The organism is Gluconobacter oxydans DSM 3504 (assembly GCF_000583855.1).
Lineage (GTDB): Bacteria > Pseudomonadota > Alphaproteobacteria > Acetobacterales > Acetobacteraceae > Gluconobacter > Gluconobacter oxydans.
Genome location: NZ_CP004373.1, coordinates 1,881,761 through 1,900,310 on the forward strand (window position 1 = coordinate 1,881,761; position 18,550 = coordinate 1,900,310).

Genomic DNA, 18,550 nt, shown 5'->3' on the forward strand with positions numbered 1-18,550 from the left:
AGTGTTTTCTGTGGAAAGCACCAGAACCCTTTTCGGAGTGCTGTTTCATGCCTGATCATATTCTTCCGCAGTCCCAGGATCATCAACCAGGGCTCGAGGGCCTGATGCAGCCCCGGGCCATTCATATCCGGCCTGATTATCGCGGGAGCGGCAAGCTTGAGGGAAAGAAGGCTCTGATCAGTGGGGGGGACAGTGGGATCGGGCGTGCTGCGGCCATCCATTTTGCCCGTGAGGGTGCGGATGTGGCAATCCTTTATCTGGAAGAGCATGAGGATGCCAAAGAAACCGTTCGTCTTATTGAGAAGGAAGGGCGCAAGGGGCTGGCCATTGCTGGTGATGTCTCTTCCAGCCAGGTCTGCAATGATGCCGTGGCCCGTACTGTGAATGAGCTGGGCGGTCTCGATATTCTCGTCAACAACGCCGGTGTTCAGATCGTTGAGGAAGACATCGAAGCCATCTCCAATGAGGAGTGGCAGCGTCACATGGACACCAATATCAACGGCTATTTCTATCTCGTCCGGGCGGCGCTGGCGCATCTGAAGAAGGGGAGCGCCATTGTCAACACGTCCTCCATCAATGCGTTTGCGGGGAACAAGGCGCTTCTGGCCTATTCCACGACCAAGGCGGCGGAGATGGGTATGACGCGCGCGCTGGCGCTTCAGCTGGTGTCGAAGGGGATTCGGGTGAATGCCGTGGCGCCGGGGCCGGTCTGGACGCCGCTTCAGCCGGCGAGCTGGGGTGTGGTTGATCCGCAGTCCGTCGCCGATCTGGGCAAGGATACGCCGATGGGACGTTGTGGTGATCCGGCTGAGCTTGGTCCGGCCTATGTCTATCTGGCGAGCGAGGATGCATCCTTCGTGACGGGACAGACGCTGCATGTGAATGGCGGCATGATCATCAACGGCTGAGAATGCCTTTCTGCGCCTCTTCCGGTTAGTTCATCGGAAGAGGCGTGGGGATATCAGCTTCCGGGTGTGATGGGCAGGCTGCGGTGGCGCTGGCCCGTCGCATGGAAAATGGCATTGGCGATGGCTGCGGCTGTTCCGCACATCCCGATTTCGCCCACGCCTTTTATCCCGAGCGGGCTGACTTCGGGGTCTTTTTCCGCGACGAAAAGGACATCCATGTCCGGAATGTCGGCATGGGCCGGGATGTGATACTCGGCGAAATTGTGGTTCATGAAGCGGCCGACGCGTTCGTCCATCAGGGACTCTTCGTGAAGTGCCATGCCTGTTGCCATGACCATGGCGCCACGGACCTGACTGGCTGCGGTCTTGGGGTTCATGATGCGGCCGGCGGCTACGGCATTGACCAGCCGCGTCACGCGCACGATGCCAAGTTCCTCATCCACGCGGACTTCGCAGAAAACCGCGCTATGGGTGAATCGTGCTTTTCTCATCTGGCTGACAGTGCCGCGCAGACCCGGCTTTGCGGTTTCCTCGACTTCGAGCCTGTCCTGACCTGTCAGGGACAGGGCTTCTGAGAGGGACAGTCTGAGATTTTCATCTGCGCCTTTATCCTGAAGAAATCCGTCCTGTAGCACTGTGGTCTTGTTCGACAGTCCTTCCGTCAGCCAGGCGGAGATGTTTCCGCTTTTGCCCAGCGTCTTGAACAGCTTTTCGCGCAGGCTTTGGCAGGCGAGCCAGACGGCGGCGCCTGCAGAGGCTGCTGTCCATGAGCCTCCCTCTGTCGGGCATGTGGGCAGGGTTGAATCGCCCAGTTCGATATCGATCATCTCGATAGGGATTCCGAAGGCTTCCGAAGCGGTCTGGGCCAGGATTGTGTAGGTTCCGGTTCCGATATCAGAGGCCGCAGTTGCGATGTGCAGGCGTCCGTCTGCGGTCAGGGTGGCGCGGGCGGAGGTGGGGGAGAACATCGCGTCCCAGATACCGGTTGCCATGCCCCAGCCGATCAGTTCCTTGCCGTCACGCATGCTTTTCGGGGCCATCGGGCGGTTGTACCAGCCGAAGCGTTCCGCGCCCTCATGTATGGCTTCTTTCAACGCCTTGCTGGTCAGGGGCATGTCATGCATGGCGTCGATGTCGGAATAGTTGTGCAGGCGAAAATCCAGCGGGTCCATGTTGCAGGCATAGGCCATTTCATCGATGGCCATTTCAAAGAGATTGACGCCTGTGGCAGCTCCGGGGGCGCGCATGTCGCTGGAAGTGTAGGTGTCACGCGGGGCGACTTTGTAATCGGCCGTGGCGTTGGGGCATTTGTAGTTGATCAGGCCCCAGATCACGAGATTTTCCATGTTGTGCTCAAAGCGCGACGTGTCTGTCACGCCATCGACGATCATGGACTGCAACGTACCATCCGGCTGGGCGCCGAGCGCGATGTCCATGACGGCTTCCGGACGGAAGACATGGGTGAACATCTGCGGGCGTGTCAGGGTGATCCGGACCGAACGTTTCAGCATTTTTGCGCCCAGCGCTGCGAGGAAGACATTGTGCTGGGCGCGCAGGCCGGAGCCGAATGCTCCGCCGACATAGGGATTGCGTACGCGCACCTGATCCTTTGAAAGGGACAGGGCGCTGGTCAGATAGGCCTGTACGGCCTGCGGACCCTGTGTCTTGTCCCAGACCGTGAAGGTTCCGTCATCCTCGGCAATGACGGTGGTTGCGTGCATTTCCATGGGATTATGATGCTCGGGGGCAAGGTGATAGCGCCCTTCGATTTTGATCGGGCTGAGGGCATAGGCCTCGGCAGCGTTTCCGCGTGATTTGGGCGGCACGTAATTGCTGCGTGTTTTGCCCGGCATGTATTTCTGGTGCAGGGACGCTTCGAAATCCGCGTTATGCGGCCAGCGTTCGTAATCCACTTCAAGACGCATGGCGGCTTCACGGGCGGCTTCAAATGTCTCTGCGAGGACAACGGCGACGGGCTGGCCGTTGAAGCTGATTTCCGCGTCATGGAGGGGTCTGTAGGGAGAGCCGGGAACGCCCAGACCGTCCATGTAGGATTTTTCAAAAAGCGCGCTGTGGGGGCGGTTGAGATGCGTCATGATCTCCACCACGCCCGGCACCGCGCGGGCGGCCTCGTCCCGGATCGCCTCGATCCGGCCGCGGGCGATGGGGCTGTTGACGATGAAGCCGTACAGCATGCCGGCAGGATGGGGTTCGGCGGCGTATCGGGCCTGTCCCGTTACCTTGGCGAGGCCATCGATCCGGGAGACGGGCTGTCCGATTTTTGCTGAATGGAGGGTCATACCCGGGTTCTTTCAGAAAATGGTCTTTTGCGTCTGGGACTGGGGCGTGCCCGCGGCGGCCTGCGACAGGGCGCGGATGATCACGCGGGGGGCCAGCTTCAGCTTTGCGGCGTTGTCGCGGTCGGTGACGGCACCTTGCAGCAGGCACTCGGCAGCGTCGCGGAACAGGGAGATGGACGGCGTTTTCTCTTCAAGGAGGGCTTCGGCCTCCGGGACGCACCAGGGTTTCGTGCCGACGCCACCCATGGCGATGCAGGCTTTTCGGATGGTGTTGTTTTCAATCTGCAGACCCGCTGCGACGGAGACGATCGCGAAGGCGAAAGACAGGCGGTCGCGGATTTTGAGGTAGGTGTGATGGGAGCTGAAGCCGAGCGGCGGAAGGTCGATGGATGTAACGATTTCACCGGCGCGCAGGATGTTGTCCTGCCAGGGCGTGTCTTCCGGCAGGCGGTGATAGTCGCGCAGGGGAACGGAGCGCTCGCCTTCGGGGCCTTTGAGGTTGACTGCCGCGTTCAGGGCCGCGAGGGCCACGCACATGTCGGACGGGAATGTGGCGATACAAGAGTCGCTGGTGCCGAGGATGGCCATGATCCTGTTGCGTCCGCCTTTTGCGGAACACCCCGTGCCGGGGGAGCGCTTGTTGCAGGCCATGTTCGGGTCATAGAAATAGTGGCAGCGCGTGCGCTGGTTCAGGTTTCCACCATTCGTGGCCTTGTTGCGGATCTGCGGACTGGCACCGGCGAGAATGGCGGAGGCCAGAAGGGGATAGCGTTCGGTGACGAGCGGATGAGCCGCGGTGTCGGCATTGGTGGCGAGGGCGCCGAGGCGCAGGCCGCCATCAGGATGTTCCTCGATCTGCCTCATGGACAGGGCACTGAGATCGACGACATGTTCGGGCCGTTCGACGTCCGATTTCATCAGATCAATGAGATTGGTTCCGCCGGCGAGATAGCGCGTGTGGTCGGGTGTGTGGCAGGCGGTGTCGAGCGTGTCAGGGCGCGAATAGGAGAACTGTCTCATGCGGCTTCTCCGGCCCGGTCGTGCTGTTGCCGGGCGACGACCTGCTCGATAGCGTCGATGATGCCGTTATAGGCGCCGCAGCGGCACAGATTGCCGCTCATGAACTCCCGGATTTCCTCGCGGGTGCGGACATGGCCTTCTTCCAGAAGCGCCACGGCCGACATGATCTGGCCCGGCGTGCAGTATCCGCACTGGAAGGCGTCCCGGTCGATAAAGGCCTGTTGCATCGGGTGCAGATGCCCATCCGGTGCCAGACCTTCGATCGTCGTGACTTCGGTATCGGGGATCGAGACGGCCAGGATGAGGCAGCTTTTGACCCGCTTGCCATCGACGAGAACGGTGCAGGCGCCGCACTGTCCGTGATCGCATCCCTTCTTCGTTCCCGTGAGGTCCAGACGTTCCCGCAGCAGGTCCAGCAGGGTCACGCTGGGCGGCAGGTCGGCAGAACAGGATTTTCCATTGATCCGGAGATGACAGGGGCTGGCGACAGACACATCGGTCATGGGAGGGCGCTCCGTTCGGTGTCAGGTTTTTCAGCGTGTCAGGGTGTAAGAGTCCGGGAGCGTTCAGGTTTCACGGAATTCTCTGTGATCCCGGTCATAAAATGCGTGCTGATAATAAACATCCCGCAGATACGGGCCTGACCGCGCAGGATCAGTCTTTTCAGAACAGAAAAACCCTTACTGTTTTTTGTAACGGACCCGTGACCCGACCGTTCAGTACGAGGGACGACTGCGAAAAGACTTTGACGGGAATTATGGTGACGAAAAACAGAGCACAGATCGGGCCCCGGAGGGATGACGTTTCCCTGGACGGTCTGAGCTTCCTCCTCGCGGATGTTCAGGACAATCTGGGGAACTTCCTGACAGCCTTCCTGACCATACAGGGCTGGCCTTCAAGCCGGATCGGCGCGGCGATTGCAGCGGGCGGGCTTGGGGCGGTTCTGGCCCGGTTCATCGGCGGATGGGCTCTGGATATCTTCCCGCGCCGGCGCCTGATGCTCGCTGTGTGCTGTGCCGTGACGTTCCTGTCCGTCGCGGTAATGGCCTGGGCGCCGCTGTTTTATCCCATTGTTCTGGCCCATTTCATTGCGGGTGGCGCGGGGGCCCTCTTTACGCCCATTCTTGCGGCCATCAGCCATCATACGGCGGGAGCCAGAGGCTATATCGCGCGTATGGGCCGCAATGAATCCTTCAATCATCTGGGCAATGCGTCGTCCGGTTTTGTGATGAGTCTTCTTGGCAGGATGATGGGGCCTGTTGCGCCTTTGTGGGGTGTGGGCGGGCTTGCGGCAGTCAGTCTGCTGCTGATCGGGGGCTTTTCGAAACGTGCGGACGTCCCTTCCGAACAGTCGCGGGATGCCGCTTCGCTGCGGCAGACACTGCGGGCGATCTGCACACTCCTTTCCGAAGCGCGGCTGGCCGTTTTTCTGGCGACCTACCTGCTCTTCAATGTTGCCAATGGCGCCGTGGTCCCGCTCATGATCGAGCGTTATGCCTTTTTTCATCTTGGCGATCCGGCAAGCGTGACGGCCATCTGCATCGTGGTGGCCCAGATCACCATGGCGCCTGTGGCCCTTCTCGTGGGCAAGAACGCACCGCAATGGCCACGCAAGCCGTTGTTCGTGTTCGCACTCGGCCTGCAACCCGTGCGGGATGGTCTCGTCATCCTGAGCGCGGACTGGCCGACGCTGGTCCTGGTCCAGATCCTCGACGGGCTGTCTTCAGGCATCATTCTGGTGCTGTTCTATGCCATCCTTTCGGACATCGCTTCCGGCAGCGGACGGCGCAATCTGCTGATCGGTCTGGGGCTGGCGCTGGGGACCATCGGGGCGCTCCTGTCCAATCTTGCAGGGGGTGCCTTGGCGTCAGGCTATGGGTTCAATACGACATTCGTGGTTCTGGGGCTGACAGGGGCTGCCGTGGCCTGTCTGTTTGCGTGGGGGATGCCGGAGACGCATTCACCGGCCTCTGAGGGCGCATGATAGGACGCAGGATGGGCGCCTGCTCCATTCCCGCAGAATAGTGACCGGCGTTGCGATTTTAATCGGGATCCCTTCCTGACGTGCAGGCGTTGCCCAGAACGGGCTGCGCGGAAGGGTCACAGGGCATGTTGAATTCTGGTCATGGGATGACCGAGGGGGAACGGTCTGCCTTTCGGGCCAGACTGAAGCATCTGTTCGCGGACTGGAAAGCCAGGCCCTTTACGCCAGAAGAAAATCTGTTCCCGTCAGACCTCCTGAAATCCCTGCGACAGATCGGGGCGCTGGATGCCCTTCTTTCTGTTGAGGAAGGTGGGCTGGGGCTGGCCTCCCCGTCTGACGAGGGGAGGCTTCTGTCGCTGCTTCTGCGGCGGGCGGGTTATTTGAGCCTGTCTCTGGGACGGTGTCTTGAAGGGCATGTGAATGTTGTCCGTCTTGTAGCGCTGTATGGCACGCCAGAGCAGCGTTATAGCCTGGCCACCACGCTGAAAAACGGGGTACTGGCCGGGATATGGGTGACGGATGGCGAGCCATCTGTGAGACTGCGAAAGGATAGCGAAACATACAGGCTTTCCGGGATCAAGGGATTTGCCAGCGGTGTCAGTGAGGTTGGCCTCGCGCTGATCACGGCAATGACCGAGCAGGAAGAGTCGGTCATGCTTCTCGTGCCAACCACGGATCCCGCTCGCCGGCGGCCAGGACCGGGCAAGCTGACCGGGATGCAGGCCAGTGGCACGGGAGCCTATGATTTTAGCGGTCTGTCAGTTTCTGCTCAGGATATTCTGGGGGCTGCGGGGGATTATCTGCGACAGCCTGAGTTTTCTGCGGGAGCTTGGCGCGGATCGGCCGTTGCGCTGGGCGCTGTGGATCGGCTGGTCGATCTGCTGAGGGAAGACCTTCTGGCCCGCAAGCGGGCTGACAATCCGCATCAGCTCTGCCGGATCGGAGAGGCCATGATCCTCCAGAAGACAGCCTCCCTGTGGGTCGAGCAGGCTGCTCAGGCGGCATGTGACTGCCCGGACATGTCCCCCGAGGAGGTTACGGCAACTGTCAATCTGGCGCGGCTGGCCGTTGAACGCGCGGCTCTGGAACTGATCACGCTGGTGCAGCGCGGTCTGGGACTTTCGGCCTTTGTAAAAGGGCGGGCGGTCGAGCAGGTCATGCGGGATCTGGCGACCTATCTGCGACAGCCCGCTCCGGACGAGGCTCTGACCGAAGGCGCGGCATGGTTTGTCAGACATGACTGGCCGGAGGACTGCATATGAAAGTCCGGGACGTGCTTCAGCATTTTGCAGATTTTCCGGTCGCGTCTTTTGAGACAATCGCCCCCGGAACGGCGCTCATTCTCTCCCCGCATCCGGATGATGAAAGTCTGGGATGCGGGGGATTTATTGCCTCTGCGGTGAGGGAGGGGCATCCGCCGCTGGTTGTGATCGTTTCTGACGGTTCCGCGTCCCATCGTGGTTCAGTGACATGGCCGCCTGCGCGGATTGCACGGCTTCGTCAGGAAGAAAGCCGGGACGCAGCGACAGTGCTCGGCCTTCCTTCCGAGCGGCTGCTGTTTCTGGAATTGCAGGATGCAGGTGTTCCAACACAAGGCGACAATTTCGATGCCGTCATCCGTCATCTTACCGAAATGATCGGCCGCTATGAGTGCCAGACGCTTCTGGTCCCCTGGCGGTATGATCCGCACTGCGATCACGAGGCTGTCTGGATGATGGGGCAAAAGCTGAAGGCGCTGCTGCCGTATCTGCGGCTTCTGTCGTACCCTGTCTGGGGGCTGACGCTGCCTCCTGAAATGGAAATCGATGAGGCCGCCCCGGCAGGATGGCGGCTTGATATCCGGCCGTTTCTGGGCAGGAAACGGGACGCCATTGAGGCGCATCGAAGCCAGAGAGGTCTGGTCGTGGATGATGATCCGGGCGGCTTTGTTCTTCCCGAACATCTGCTGGAGAAAATGCTTCAGCCCTATGAAATCTTCATCGCGTCATGAGTGCGGAGACATGGAAACCGGAGGTTTTTGAACGCCTCTTTCAGGATAATCCCGACCCATGGCGCTTTGAAAGCAGCGCGTATGAGCGCCAGAAACTCTCGCGGGTTCTGGAATGTCTTCCGGCTTCGCCCATTTCCTTTGCGGTGGAACTCGGATGTGCAATCGGCGTCGGTACTCTGGCGCTGGCACAGCGTTGCGGGCGTGTTCTGGCGGTCGATGCTTCGGAAAACGCGTTGGCGCTTGCAGGACGGCGGTGTGAGGGGCAGGAGCATGTCAGCTTTCTGAAAGCCTTCCTGCCTTCAGATTATCCTGCTGCAGACGCTTCGGGCTGTGATCTCGTTCTGATCTCCGAGCTTCTTTATTTCCTGACGCCGCAAGACATCCGCAGTCTTGCGGGGAGTGTCATGGAGAGTCTCAAATCCAACGGCCATATCCTGATCGTCAACTGGACCGGACAGACGGATACGCCCTGCACCGGGAATGAAGCGGCCGAATATTTTATCCGGGCCTGCCATGAAAGACACTGGGTTCCGGACCTGTCAGAACAGGGGGAGGGATATCGTATTGACCGGCTGTTTCGATCGGGAAATTCTCCAGTGAACGACGGTTCATCTGACGAAGGCGCTTGAGAACCCGTAAGGCCCGTTCATGATGTTGGGCCAGTTCCTTCCTGCGGATGCAGACCACAGGAAGCTCCGGATAGGGGATATTGAGGAAAGAAGACTGGCTCTGCCAGTACGCGAGTTCTCTGCGGATGCGCAGCAGGCGCCGGGAGACGGGTTCGAAGGCATCGTCAATATATTCATCCTGGGCGATCAGGCGCCGCGCCAGAGTTTCCGCCATTCCACCGCGAGCACGCCCCTGAAGGCGCGCCGAGACATAGACCTGCACCTGGGGCGCATGACGAACCGCAATGCCGTTCTGTCGCAGGGCCCTGGCGAATGCCCGGTCTTCTCCGGAAGGCACGTCCGGAATGCCGCCCACCCTGCGCCAGGCCGCATGGGTTACGGCGATACTGGCGCCTGAATGTTCCAGATGCCGTGGCCACGGGTCATGGGGTTCGGGGCTGAGCAGAAGTCCGATCTGCTCCAGAAGCGCGCCATAGGCCCGTTCGGATTGTTCATCTTCATGCAGATGAAGCGGAATCTTCCTGTATTCTTCGGGCAGCAGCAGGACCCGCCCGAAAACCGCTTCCACAGGATACCGGATAAAGGCCGCAAGAATGCTGTCGATCCAGTCACTGGCGACCTCGCTGTCGGCGTCCGTGGTCAGGAGGATCGCATCAGGTGAGGCCGTGCTGGCGGCATGCGCCATGGCGTCACGGCGCGCCTGTCCGGCACTCGCAATGGCCGGAGGATAACAGGCCGTGACCGTTTCCAGCTCAAACGGAAGCCTGTGGGCTACAGAGAGAACCCGATCACAGGTCTCGTCCGTCGTATTGTTGATCCACAGGACAACCCTGTCCGGAAGGGACGTCTGCGCTGCCAGGGCGAGGAGACAGGCGACGATGTGGTCTTCCTCATTGCATACGGGGATCGCCACGATTCTCGGTTTTTTCCAGAACAGGGCTTCTTTGCCCTGCGATGCGGAAGCTGTGTCTTCCGTTCGTGCATGGGCCATCCTCAGATGCTCATCATGAAGAAGGGAGCAAATACAGACTGAGCCCGATCACGCGGGTTTTCATGAGCATTAGGGAAAGTGCGGTCTGGAAAAGGCATGAGCGCCTCCATTGAGGAGACAACTCAATGGCTGAGAACAACCAGAGTTCAGATCACTTAAAAAAGACGCCACTGTATCCGCGCCTGAGCGCAGAAGGTCAGTGTCTGTAGCGGTCTCATGAGACCATAACCTGACATGGCGAAAAATCTGTTTTTTGGCTGAAAGCCGTGGCGTCCCGTACGGGATTCGAACCCGTGTTGCCGCCGTGAAAGGGCGGTGTCCTAGGCCTCTAGACGAACGGGACTAAAGGCGTGAGCGGGTGTATAGGGGCGGCTCCTGCGTCCGTCAAGCGGGGGCAGCGTCAGAAATGAAAAAAGACAGATTTTTTCTCTCCTGCCATGTCTCGGCCCGCAATGTGCCTGCGACATGGACCAGTGGCATGGAGCGGTCTTCCAGCAGGGCGGCGAAGGGTTTGTCGGCTGCACGGAAGACCAGGCCGCGCAGGCGTGTGCCTCCGTCCTCGCCTTGCAGGATGACGCGCAGGGTGTTGCCGTCCTTGCCGATACGCTCGCTTTTGACGCAGCGGATATTGCTGATGGCGAGGACCGGTTCTTCGTTACCGGGGCCGAAGGGTTCCAGCCGGGCAAGCTGGTCGGCGACAGCGATGGAGGCGCCGGCCAGGGTCATGATGCCGTCGAGCTTCAGGGCGTCCTGTTTGGGAAGGGTGAGGGCGCTGGAAAGCTGTGTGTCGAGCCAGCTGTGGAACTCATCCGTGCGATCGGCAGAAAGCGAAAAGCCGGCTGCCATGGCGTGGCCGCCGCCGGTGAGGAGCAGGCCGTTCTGACGGGCGGCGATGATGGCGGTTCCGAGATCCAGTCCGGGGACGGAGCGGCCCGAGCCCTTGATGACGCCATCCGTCAGGGCCGCGACGAGGGCGGGGCGGTTGTAGCGCTCTTTCAGGCGGCCTGCGACGATGCCAACGACGCCGGGGTGCCATGTTTCACCATGCAGGAAGATGACGGCGTGGCCCGCATCGAGCTGCTGCTGTGCCTGTTCCATGGCGGAATCGAGGATTGTGGATTCGACGGTCTGGCGCTGGCGGTTGACGCGGTCGAGCTGTTCGGCGAGGGCGCGGGCTTCCACGACATCGTCCGACAGCAGGAGTTTCAGGCCCAGATCGGCCTGTGCGATGCGGCCACCAGCATTAATGCGGGGACCGAGGGCAAAGCCGCAGGCCATGGCGCTGGCTTCTTCTTTCACGCCTGCGACGGAGGACAGCGTGGCCAGTCCGAGGCGCTCGCCACGGGACATGACGCGCAGGCCCTGCATGACCAGAGCGCGGTTCAGGCCGGTCAGAGGCATGACGTCGCAGATGGTCGCCAGCGCCGTGAGGTCGAGGCGTTTGAGCAGGTCGGGAATGACCTGACCTTCATCGAACCAGTTGGTGCGGCGCAGATGGCGGATCGTGGCGACCATGGTGAGGAAGGCGACCGCCGTGGCGCAGATGCTTCCCAGCCCGGAGGTGCAGTCCAGACGGTTCGGGTTGACCACAATGCCTTTCGGTAAGGCTGCCCCGTCGGGTTTGTGGTGGTCGAGGACGATGATATCGGCACGGTCGGTCAGGCCGTTGAGGATGTCGATCGCTGCTGTGCCGCAGTCGATACAGACCAGAAGCGTGGCGCCTTCGGAGAGCAGGTTTTCAAGGGCTTCGGTGTTGGGGCCGTAGCCTTCGGTCAGGCGGTCGGGAATGTGGGTGCTGACGGTGCAGCCGAGTTCGCGCAGCGTGTCGCAGACGAGGGCAGTTCCGCAGGCGCCGTCCACGTCGTAGTCGCCGAACAGGCCAACATGCTCGCGGTTGCGCACGGCCTGTGCGAGGCGTTCGGCGGCCCGGTCCATGTCCTGCAGGCAGGACGGGTCGGGCATGGCATCGCGCAGACGGGGATTGAGAAACGAAGAGGCGTCGTGGGGAGCGACGCCTCGTGCCGAGAGGATACGGGCCAGAAGTTCGGGAATACCGGCCTGCTGGGCCAGGGCGAGTGCCAGGCGATTGTCTGCTTCCGCCAGGCGGGGATCGCGCCAGATCCAGCGGCGGTGTCCTGCACTTCGGGTTACGCCGAGGACGGCACCCGTATCGTCTGCGAGCATGGTTCTCCGTTCAGGAAGCGGCTTGTGCCTTCGGTTTGAAGGTATGGTGGCTTTCTATATAGCGCACCGTGCCGGATTTTGAACGCATGACGATGGAATGTGTGCGGGCCCGGGTCGGGCTTGGACGCTCCACGCCCTTCAGGAGCGGGCCGGATGTGACGCCTGTTGCGGAGAACAGGACGTGACCAGAGGCCATGTCGTGCAGGAAGAGCTTGCGGGCCGGATCGAGGCCGTTGGCCATTTCACGGGCACGCTCGCGCTGGCTGTCATCTTCAAACAGAAGGCGGCCCTGCATCTGGCCTTCCATGCATCGGATGGCTGCGGCGGCGAGAACGCCTTCTGGAGCACCGCCTGAACCGGCATAGAGATCCACGCCGCTGCCATCGATACAGGTGGCGATGGCAGCCGCCACGTCACCGTCGCTCAGGAGCATGACGCGTGCGCCGGCTTCGCGGGCATGGGCGATGAGTTCTTCATGTCTTTCGCGGTCAAGTGCGCAGAGAACCATGTCCGAAACATCGCGCTTCTTGGCCTTGGCCAGCGAACGGAGGTTGTTGCCGATCGAGGCATCCAGATCCACCACGCCTTCAGGCAGGTCAGGGCCTACGACGATCTTTTCCATGTAGATGTCAGGCGCGTGCAGGAACTTGCCACGCTCGGCGAGGGCCACGACCGTCAGGGCGTTGGGCAGGCTCTTGGCGCACAGATTGGTGCCTTCGAGCGGATCGACCGCGATATCCATGGCCGGGCCACCGGAGCCGACTTTCTCGCCGATATAGAGCATCGGCGCTTCGTCCATCTCGCCTTCACCAATGGTGACGACGCCATCGATGGCGACGGTGTCGAAAGCGGCGCGCATGGCCTGCACAGCGGCGCCATCGGCTTCGTTCTTCTGGCCGCGACCGGTCCAGTGGGCGGAAGCGATTGCGGCCGCTTCCGTTACACGGACGAGCTCGAGAGCCAGATTACGGTCAGTGACGCGGTACGGGAGAACATTCTGAGGGTCGATCACGCAAGGGGATCCTCGATTTTGAGCACCAGTGGCTTTCCTGTCACGACAGGAAGAGCTGCAAGCGCTGTGGCAGCTGCATGGATGGCCTTTTCAGGAACCTGATGGGTTACGATCGCCAGGTCAGCACATCCTGTTGCAGCATCATGCTGGGAAACAAAGTGAACAGAGACATCATGGTCCCGAAGAACCGATGTCAGGTCAGCCATTACGCCCGAACGGTCCTGAACGTTCACACGTAAATAAAATGCACTGTTCAAATCAGCGAGATTCGCGCAGGCGACGGGGGCCGGAACGGACTGCGTGCCCCAGACGGGAATAGCGCTTCCACGGGCCAGATCGATGAGATCGGCGACCACGGCGCTGGCAGTCGGGCCTTCGCCGGCGCCGCGGCCGGAAATGGTCATGGGGCCGCTGAATACGCCCTGCGTGGAGACGGCGTTAAAGACGCCCTCGACGCTGGCGATGGGCGCGCTGGCCGGGACGAGGCATGGACGCACCCAGGCGGCGACGGTGCCGTTTTCAGCCTGCCGGGCCATGCCGAGGAGCTTGATGCGGTATCCGAGCTGATCGGCGAATTTCAGGTCGGTCGCGGTGATGTCGCGGATACCCTGCACGGACAGGGTGTCGAACGCGACGGGCTGGAAGGCCAGACCGGCGAGAATGGCCAGCTTATGGGCCGTGTCCCAGCCGTCCACGTCCGTTGACGGTTCGGCTTCGGCATAGCCCTTGGCCTGTGCTTCGGTCAGGACGTCGGTGAAGTCCCGGCCCGTGGCGCGCATTTCGGTTAGGATGTAGTTGCAGGTGCCGTTCAGGATGCCGCCAACGCTGAGCAGACGATCGGCCGCCAGTCCTTCGCGGACGAGCTTGATGGCGGGGATGCCACCAGCCACGGCTGCCTCGAACAGGAGGGGAGCGTTCTTTTCCGAGGACAGGCGGCTGAGACGGTCGCCATACAGGGCCACGAGTGCCTTGTTGGCGGTCACGACCGGCAGGCCGCGTTCGAGCGCGGTGCGCACCATGTCACGCGCCGGGCCTTCGGAGCCGCCGATGAGTTCGACGGCGACGTCAATCTCCGGGTCCTGTGCCACGGCAGTGGCGCTGTCGTGCCACCGCATGGCGGACAGGTCCACGCCGCGGTCGCGGGTACGGTCCCGGGCCGTGATGGCCACGACTTCGATCGGGCGGCCAGCCCGGGCGGTAATCATGTCAGCGTTCTCACGCAGGAGACGAATGACACCGATCCCGACAGTCCCGAGTCCAGCCAGTCCGATCCGCAGTGGTTTCACGATGATGCAGCTCCAAGAAGATCAGCGGTTCCGGCCCCGGCGCCGTGCCGGGACATGAAGCCCTTGATGGCCCGCGTCGCCTGACGCAGCCGCTGGGTGTTTTCGACAAGTCCGATCCGGACAAAGCCCTCGCCGTATTCCCCGAAACCGAGGCCGGGCGCAACCGCAACCCCTGCTTCCTTGAGAAGCAGCTTGGAGAAGGCGACGCTGCCCATTTCGGCGAAAGCGGGCGGGATGGGGGCCCAGGCGAACATCGAGCCTGCCGGTGCAGGGACGTCCCATCCTGCGCTCTGCAGGCCGCGCAGCAGCACGTCGCGGCGGTCCTTGTACATGGCGCGGATTTCGGAAACGTAGTCCTGCGGGCCGTTCAGGGCGGCGACGGATGCGACCTGGATCGGGGTGAAGGCGCCGTAGTCCAGATAGGACTTGATGCGTGTGAGGGCCTGGATCAGGCGCGGGTTGCCGACCGCAAAGCCCATGCGCCAGCCCGCCATGGAATAGGTCTTGGACATCGACGTGAACTCGACGGCCACGTCCTTTGCGCCTGGAACGGCGAGCAGGGACGGAGGCGGTTCGTTCTCGTTGAAATAGATTTCCGCGTAAGCCAGATCGGACAGGATCCAGATCTCTTCCCGGCGCGCGAAGGCCACGAGTTCCTTGTAGAAATCAAGGTTCGCGACAAAGGCTGTCGGGTTGGACGGGAAGTTGACGATCAGGGCTGTCGGCTTGGGGACCGAGTGCCGGACGGCACGCTCGAGCGCGCGGAGCATGTCCTCGTCCGGCGTGGCCGGGATCGAACGGACGGAGGCGCCGGCGATGATGAAGCCGAACTGGTGGATAGGGTAGGACGGGTTCGGGACCAGGATCGTGTCGCCGGGGCTTGTGATGGCGGCGGCCAGATTGGCCAGACCTTCCTTGGAGCCAAGGGTCGCGATGACCTCGGTTTCCGGGTCCAGCGAGACGTTGAACCGGCGCTCGTAATAGTTCGCCATGGCCTTGCGCAGGCCCGGGATGCCGCGGCTGACGGAATAGCCATGCGCGCGCGGATTGCCGACCGTCTCGATCAACTTCTGCACGACGTGAGCCGGGGGCGCACTGTCGGGGTTGCCCATGCCCAGATCGATGATGTCGTCACCGGCGGCTCGCGCGGCGGCCTTGGCCTTGTTCACTTCAGCGAACACGTAGGGCGGCAGGCGGCGGATGCGGTGGAACTCTTCGGTCATGACCAGCTCTGGGACAGAGGGTGAAAGGGAGCAGCGACGATAGACAGGTTTTTTCAGGAGTGGAACAGCCTGACTGTTCCCGATCTCACAATGTCGCCTTCCGGGCCGCTCGCTGCGTCAGTCGTTGATCGTAACCCGGACGCCATCGCCAATGGCTTCCGCCCTGAGAATGATTGCGGATGCGGGCACGCCGCGTGCGATCAGGGCGCGGGCGACCACCCGGGCGCGCAGCAGGCCCAGCGCGATTTCCCGGTTCTGGTCCCCGGGCGCGAGGGCCGCATCCGCGCTCATGAAGGCCCCGAAGCCAAGGATGGTCAGGCGTCTGTTCCCGCGCAGAGAAACAATGTGCTGGTAATCGCCCTGCGGATCACCCGTGACGTGGTCCGTTGCGGGCTGGAAGCGGATCAGGGTGCCTTCGGGCGTGGACGTGTCGATATCCGGGCGAACGGAATCACTGACCATTGCATCACGCGGCAGGTCGAAGCCCGGGAACTGCGGCGGGGGCGGAGGCAGATCACCGATTTTCGGGAACTGGCCCGGCGGGGTCGGGGGAATGGATTTTGCGACGACGGCAGGGAGTTCGGCTTCCGCTGCCGGAGCGGAGGGGGCTGTCTTTTTTGCCGGTGCGGAAGCATTGGGGGCCGATGTCGTCGCCAGATGGTCGGGCGCCAGATCGGGCGCCGGATTTATGGCGGAAGGGCTTTCCGGTTCCGGCTGTCCGACTGTCGTCATGGTCATGCCGCTCTGTTCCGTATTGGCTATGGTGGCGGCCGAGGCAGGTTTGGGCGGCGGGGGAATGGTCGGCAGGGCGCCCTGGGCCGCGCTTTCGCGCTGGGCCAGGTTCCGCTGGGCTTCAAGCTGTGTCGTCAGTGACAGACGTGCCTCGGGTGTCGGAAGGTCGGGGGCCTGCGTCGGGGTGCGGCCGACATGTGGATAGCGCAGGTTCTCGCCCGGCGGCGGGGCGCGCAGCTTGGCAATCTCGCCACCTTCAAAGTTGTGCCACCAGCCGGTTACGGTGTCCGTTGCGTCCTGATGCTGGCAGGCCGCCAGCAGCGGCGCGGTCATCAGCAGGAGAAACGGGATTTTCCCCGCAGTCCTGCGTGTCGCCGCTGTCATGGGCTGCCTGCTGTTCCCTGGGACCACTGTGCCGTTCCTGCCGTCTGTAGAATGTCCAAATGCGGCGGAGACTAGCGGTTCGTGGCAGGGATGGCGAGAGTTCCTGTCGGTCCGGATCGGAAGCCCGATCCGAAGGAGGACTTGGCACCGACGAAAACGAAGCGCAGGATAGGGGGTATGAAGATGCATGCTGGATCTGGAAACGATATGGATATCACCAGAATGACCCCGACCCGCCTGGACGACGAGCCGGATGCTCCGGAGCCCGAAACCCGGGAAGACGACAACAAGACGCTGAACAGCCCGATCAGCGAGCTTGAGGGCCGTCTGTTCGATCAGCGGAAAGTCCTGATCTTCGGCGGTATCAACGACAAGATCGCCCGCGATGTCACCGGCCGCCTTCTGGCGCTGGCCGGAACGTCCGACAAGCCGATCGACGTGTATGTGAACTCGCCGGGTGGCCATGTCGAGAGTGGCGATACCATCCATGACATGATCCGTTTCGTGGATTCGATTGCGCCGATCAACATGATCGGAACGGGCTGGGTCGCTTCTGCCGGTGCGCTGATCTACGCCGCCGGCCGTCCGGAACGGCGTGTCTGCCTGCCGAACACGCGCTTCCTGCTGCATCAGCCGATGGGTGGCGTGCGTGGTCCGGCAACGGATATCGACATCGAGGCCCGCGAGATCATCAAGATGCGCGAGCGTCTGAACCGGATTTTCGCCAAGGAAACCGGGCAGACCTACGAAAAGGTCGCCAAGGATACGGACCGGAATTACTGGATGTCGGCCAATGAAGCCATTGCCTATGGCCTCGTGAACCGCATCATCCACTCGGCAACCGAACTCAAGTAAAAACTACAAGCTCTAAGGGGCACGGCGTGCCTTTCCGGCACGCCGCGAACACAGTCATGAAAAGTCTGGCCGAAATCTACTCCCATCTTCCCGACGCACCGTCGGAGAAGACGCTCGAGCGCGTTGATTACGAAGCGCGCCACTGGAGCAGCCCGATCCAGGGGCCGCTCAAGCCCGGTACGGAAGAGCACAAACGGGCCGTCGCCGCGATGTTCCGCGATACGTTCAATCCGTACAAGCCGTCCGTGATCGACTGGCCGAAGCTGGATCCGGAGACGCTGCATCGCATCACGTCGCTGCCGATCTGGGATATTGCGGTCCAGACCGAGGGCAAGGCCCGCCTGCGCATGGCCGCCTATGCGGACATGATCACCGATCCGGACATGAAGGACGCGCTGTCGCGCAATGCCTGGGAAGAGAACCGGCACAAGGAAGTCCTGACCAAGCTGGTCGAGGCCTACAACATTCCGATGGCGCCGGAGCCTCCGTATGTCACGCCGAAGGATACGGAATGGGCGTATCTGGTCACGGGGTTCTCGGAATGTGTGGACAGTTTCTTCGCGTTCGGTCTGTTTGCGCTGGCCGAGCGCGCCGGGCTGTTCCCGCAGGAACTGATCGAGACGTTTGAGCCGGTGATGCAGGAAGAATGCCGCCATATCCTGCTGTTCGCGAACTGGCTGGCCTGGCACCGGGCGACCATGCCGTTCTGGAAGCGGCCGTGGTTCGAGTTGCGTGTGATCGGGGTCTGGCTGTTCCTGGCCTATGAGCGCATGGGGCTGGCTCGTTCGATTGACGAGAACGGGGAAGAGCACACCCAGGACAACAATTTCACGGTCACGGGTGCCAAGGACATGACGACGATGGACATCAGTCTTCCGGACCTGATGCAGCTCTGTCTGGACGAGGATGACCGCCGGTTCTCCGGCTATGATCCGCGTCTGCTGCGTCCGACGACGACGCCGATGATCGCGCGCGCGATCATCAAGGGCGCGAAGCTCTGGGATCGTGTCCGGAGCAAGGTCGCCGCCTGAGCGACCTTCTGCGCGACAGTT

15 protein-coding genes, 1 tRNA gene and 1 pseudogene are annotated in these 18,550 nt (G+C 61.9%); 7 read left to right on the forward strand and 10 right to left on the reverse strand.

The window, feature by feature from the left end:
• Positions 1-47 precede the first annotated feature (47 nt).
• Positions 48-908, forward strand: coding sequence for a glucose 1-dehydrogenase (locus tag GLS_RS08245; RefSeq protein ID WP_041111858.1), 861 nt, complete (start codon positions 48-50; stop codon positions 906-908).
• A gap of 53 nt (positions 909-961) precedes the next feature.
• Here GLS_RS08245 and GLS_RS08250 read toward each other — a convergent pair whose 3' ends face one another.
• The 3 genes from GLS_RS08250 to GLS_RS08260 are packed head-to-tail and all read right to left on the reverse strand — an operon-like array spanning position 962 to position 4,731.
• Complete coding sequence (locus GLS_RS08250; protein WP_041111859.1) at positions 962-3,208, reverse strand: xanthine dehydrogenase family protein molybdopterin-binding subunit; 2,247 nt, start codon at positions 3,206-3,208, stop codon at positions 962-964.
• Between the two features lie 12 nt (positions 3,209-3,220).
• Positions 3,221-4,228, reverse strand: coding sequence for an FAD binding domain-containing protein (locus tag GLS_RS08255; protein WP_041111860.1), 1,008 nt, complete (start codon positions 4,226-4,228; stop codon positions 3,221-3,223).
• Positions 4,225-4,731 (reverse strand): (2Fe-2S)-binding protein, encoded by a 507-nt coding sequence (locus GLS_RS08260; RefSeq protein WP_041111861.1) that lies wholly within the window; start codon positions 4,729-4,731, stop codon positions 4,225-4,227. Before GLS_RS08260 ends, GLS_RS08255 begins: the two co-directional genes overlap by 4 nt.
• A 254-nt stretch (positions 4,732-4,985) precedes the next feature.
• Between GLS_RS08260 and GLS_RS08265 the strand changes: the two genes are divergently transcribed.
• From GLS_RS08265 to GLS_RS13155, 4 genes and pseudogenes are all read left to right on the forward strand, one after another.
• Complete coding sequence (locus GLS_RS08265; RefSeq protein WP_226986550.1) at positions 4,986-6,212, forward strand: MFS transporter; 1,227 nt, start codon at positions 4,986-4,988, stop codon at positions 6,210-6,212.
• Between the two features lie 125 nt (positions 6,213-6,337).
• Positions 6,338-7,474, forward strand: coding sequence for an acyl-CoA dehydrogenase family protein (locus GLS_RS08270; protein ID WP_041111863.1), 1,137 nt, complete (start codon positions 6,338-6,340; stop codon positions 7,472-7,474).
• A complete protein-coding gene (locus tag GLS_RS08275) occupies positions 7,471-8,202 on the forward strand; it encodes a PIG-L deacetylase family protein (RefSeq protein ID WP_080691934.1) in 732 nt (243 codons plus the stop codon). Before GLS_RS08270 ends, GLS_RS08275 begins: the two co-directional genes overlap by 4 nt.
• Positions 8,199-8,666: pseudogene (locus GLS_RS13155) on the forward strand (class I SAM-dependent DNA methyltransferase); the annotation flags it as partial. The gene GLS_RS08275 and the pseudogene GLS_RS13155, both read left to right, overlap by 4 nt.
• Before the next feature lie 34 nt (positions 8,667-8,700).
• On the opposite strand, the gene GLS_RS08280 reads toward GLS_RS13155, so the two are convergent.
• From GLS_RS08280 to GLS_RS08310, 7 genes are all read right to left on the reverse strand, one after another.
• On the reverse strand, positions 8,701-9,822 hold the full coding sequence (locus GLS_RS08280; protein WP_041111865.1) for a glycosyltransferase: 1,122 nt from the start codon (positions 9,820-9,822) through the stop codon (positions 8,701-8,703).
• 267 nt (positions 9,823-10,089) lie between these two features.
• Positions 10,090-10,165: transfer RNA gene (locus GLS_RS08285), tRNA-Glu, on the reverse strand.
• 41 nt (positions 10,166-10,206) lie between these two features.
• Positions 10,207-12,006, reverse strand: a complete 1,800-nt coding sequence (gene recJ, locus GLS_RS08290) for a single-stranded-DNA-specific exonuclease RecJ (protein WP_041111866.1) — start codon at positions 12,004-12,006, stop codon at positions 10,207-10,209.
• A gap of 10 nt (positions 12,007-12,016) precedes the next feature.
• Positions 12,017-13,018: a class II fructose-bisphosphatase gene (glpX, locus tag GLS_RS08295; RefSeq protein WP_041111867.1), complete on the reverse strand. Its 1,002-nt coding sequence runs from the start codon at positions 13,016-13,018 to the stop codon at positions 12,017-12,019.
• Positions 13,015-14,304: a homoserine dehydrogenase gene (locus tag GLS_RS08300; RefSeq protein WP_041111868.1), complete on the reverse strand. Its 1,290-nt coding sequence runs from the start codon at positions 14,302-14,304 to the stop codon at positions 13,015-13,017. Before GLS_RS08300 ends, glpX begins: the two co-directional genes overlap by 4 nt.
• Complete coding sequence (locus GLS_RS08305) at positions 14,301-15,527, reverse strand: LL-diaminopimelate aminotransferase (RefSeq protein WP_011253045.1); 1,227 nt, start codon at positions 15,525-15,527, stop codon at positions 14,301-14,303. Before GLS_RS08305 ends, GLS_RS08300 begins: the two co-directional genes overlap by 4 nt.
• A gap of 117 nt (positions 15,528-15,644) precedes the next feature.
• A complete protein-coding gene (locus GLS_RS08310; RefSeq protein ID WP_041111869.1) occupies positions 15,645-16,643 on the reverse strand; it encodes a hypothetical protein in 999 nt (332 codons plus the stop codon).
• A gap of 177 nt (positions 16,644-16,820) precedes the next feature.
• Between GLS_RS08310 and GLS_RS08315 the strand changes: the two genes are divergently transcribed.
• Positions 16,821-17,498, forward strand: coding sequence for an ATP-dependent Clp protease proteolytic subunit (locus GLS_RS08315; RefSeq protein ID WP_049750740.1), 678 nt, complete (start codon positions 16,821-16,823; stop codon positions 17,496-17,498).
• Between the two features lie 56 nt (positions 17,499-17,554).
• The gene (locus GLS_RS08320) at positions 17,555-18,529 is read left to right on the forward strand and encodes a ferritin family protein (RefSeq protein WP_041111870.1); all 975 of its coding nucleotides are present in this window, start codon (positions 17,555-17,557) and stop codon (positions 18,527-18,529) included.
• Positions 18,530-18,550: the final 21 nt, after the last annotated feature.

Bases quoted from the DNA above. Each gene is read 5' to 3' on its own strand.
- GLS_RS08315 (WP_049750740.1), top strand. From the start codon at position 16,821: ATGAAGATGCATGCTGGATCTGGAAACGATATGGATATCACCAGAATG.
- GLS_RS08250 (WP_041111859.1), bottom strand. From the start codon at position 3,208: ATGACCCTCCATTCAGCAAAAATCGGACAGCCCGTCTCCCGGATCGAT.
- GLS_RS08265 (WP_226986550.1), top strand. From the start codon at position 4,986: ATGGTGACGAAAAACAGAGCACAGATCGGGCCCCGGAGGGATGACGTT.
- GLS_RS08305 (WP_011253045.1), bottom strand. From the start codon at position 15,527: ATGACCGAAGAGTTCCACCGCATCCGCCGCCTGCCGCCCTACGTGTTC.
- recJ (WP_041111866.1), bottom strand. From the start codon at position 12,006: ATGCTCGCAGACGATACGGGTGCCGTCCTCGGCGTAACCCGAAGTGCA.
- GLS_RS08275 (WP_080691934.1), top strand. From the start codon at position 7,471: ATGAAAGTCCGGGACGTGCTTCAGCATTTTGCAGATTTTCCGGTCGCG.
- GLS_RS08255 (WP_041111860.1), bottom strand. From the start codon at position 4,228: ATGAGACAGTTCTCCTATTCGCGCCCTGACACGCTCGACACCGCCTGC.
- GLS_RS08310 (WP_041111869.1), bottom strand. From the start codon at position 16,643: ATGACAGCGGCGACACGCAGGACTGCGGGGAAAATCCCGTTTCTCCTG.
- GLS_RS08320 (WP_041111870.1), top strand. From the start codon at position 17,555: ATGAAAAGTCTGGCCGAAATCTACTCCCATCTTCCCGACGCACCGTCG.
- GLS_RS08260 (WP_041111861.1), bottom strand. From the start codon at position 4,731: ATGACCGATGTGTCTGTCGCCAGCCCCTGTCATCTCCGGATCAATGGA.
- GLS_RS08245 (WP_041111858.1), top strand. From the start codon at position 48: ATGCCTGATCATATTCTTCCGCAGTCCCAGGATCATCAACCAGGGCTC.
- GLS_RS08270 (WP_041111863.1), top strand. From the start codon at position 6,338: ATGTTGAATTCTGGTCATGGGATGACCGAGGGGGAACGGTCTGCCTTT.
- GLS_RS08280 (WP_041111865.1), bottom strand. From the start codon at position 9,822: ATGGCCCATGCACGAACGGAAGACACAGCTTCCGCATCGCAGGGCAAA.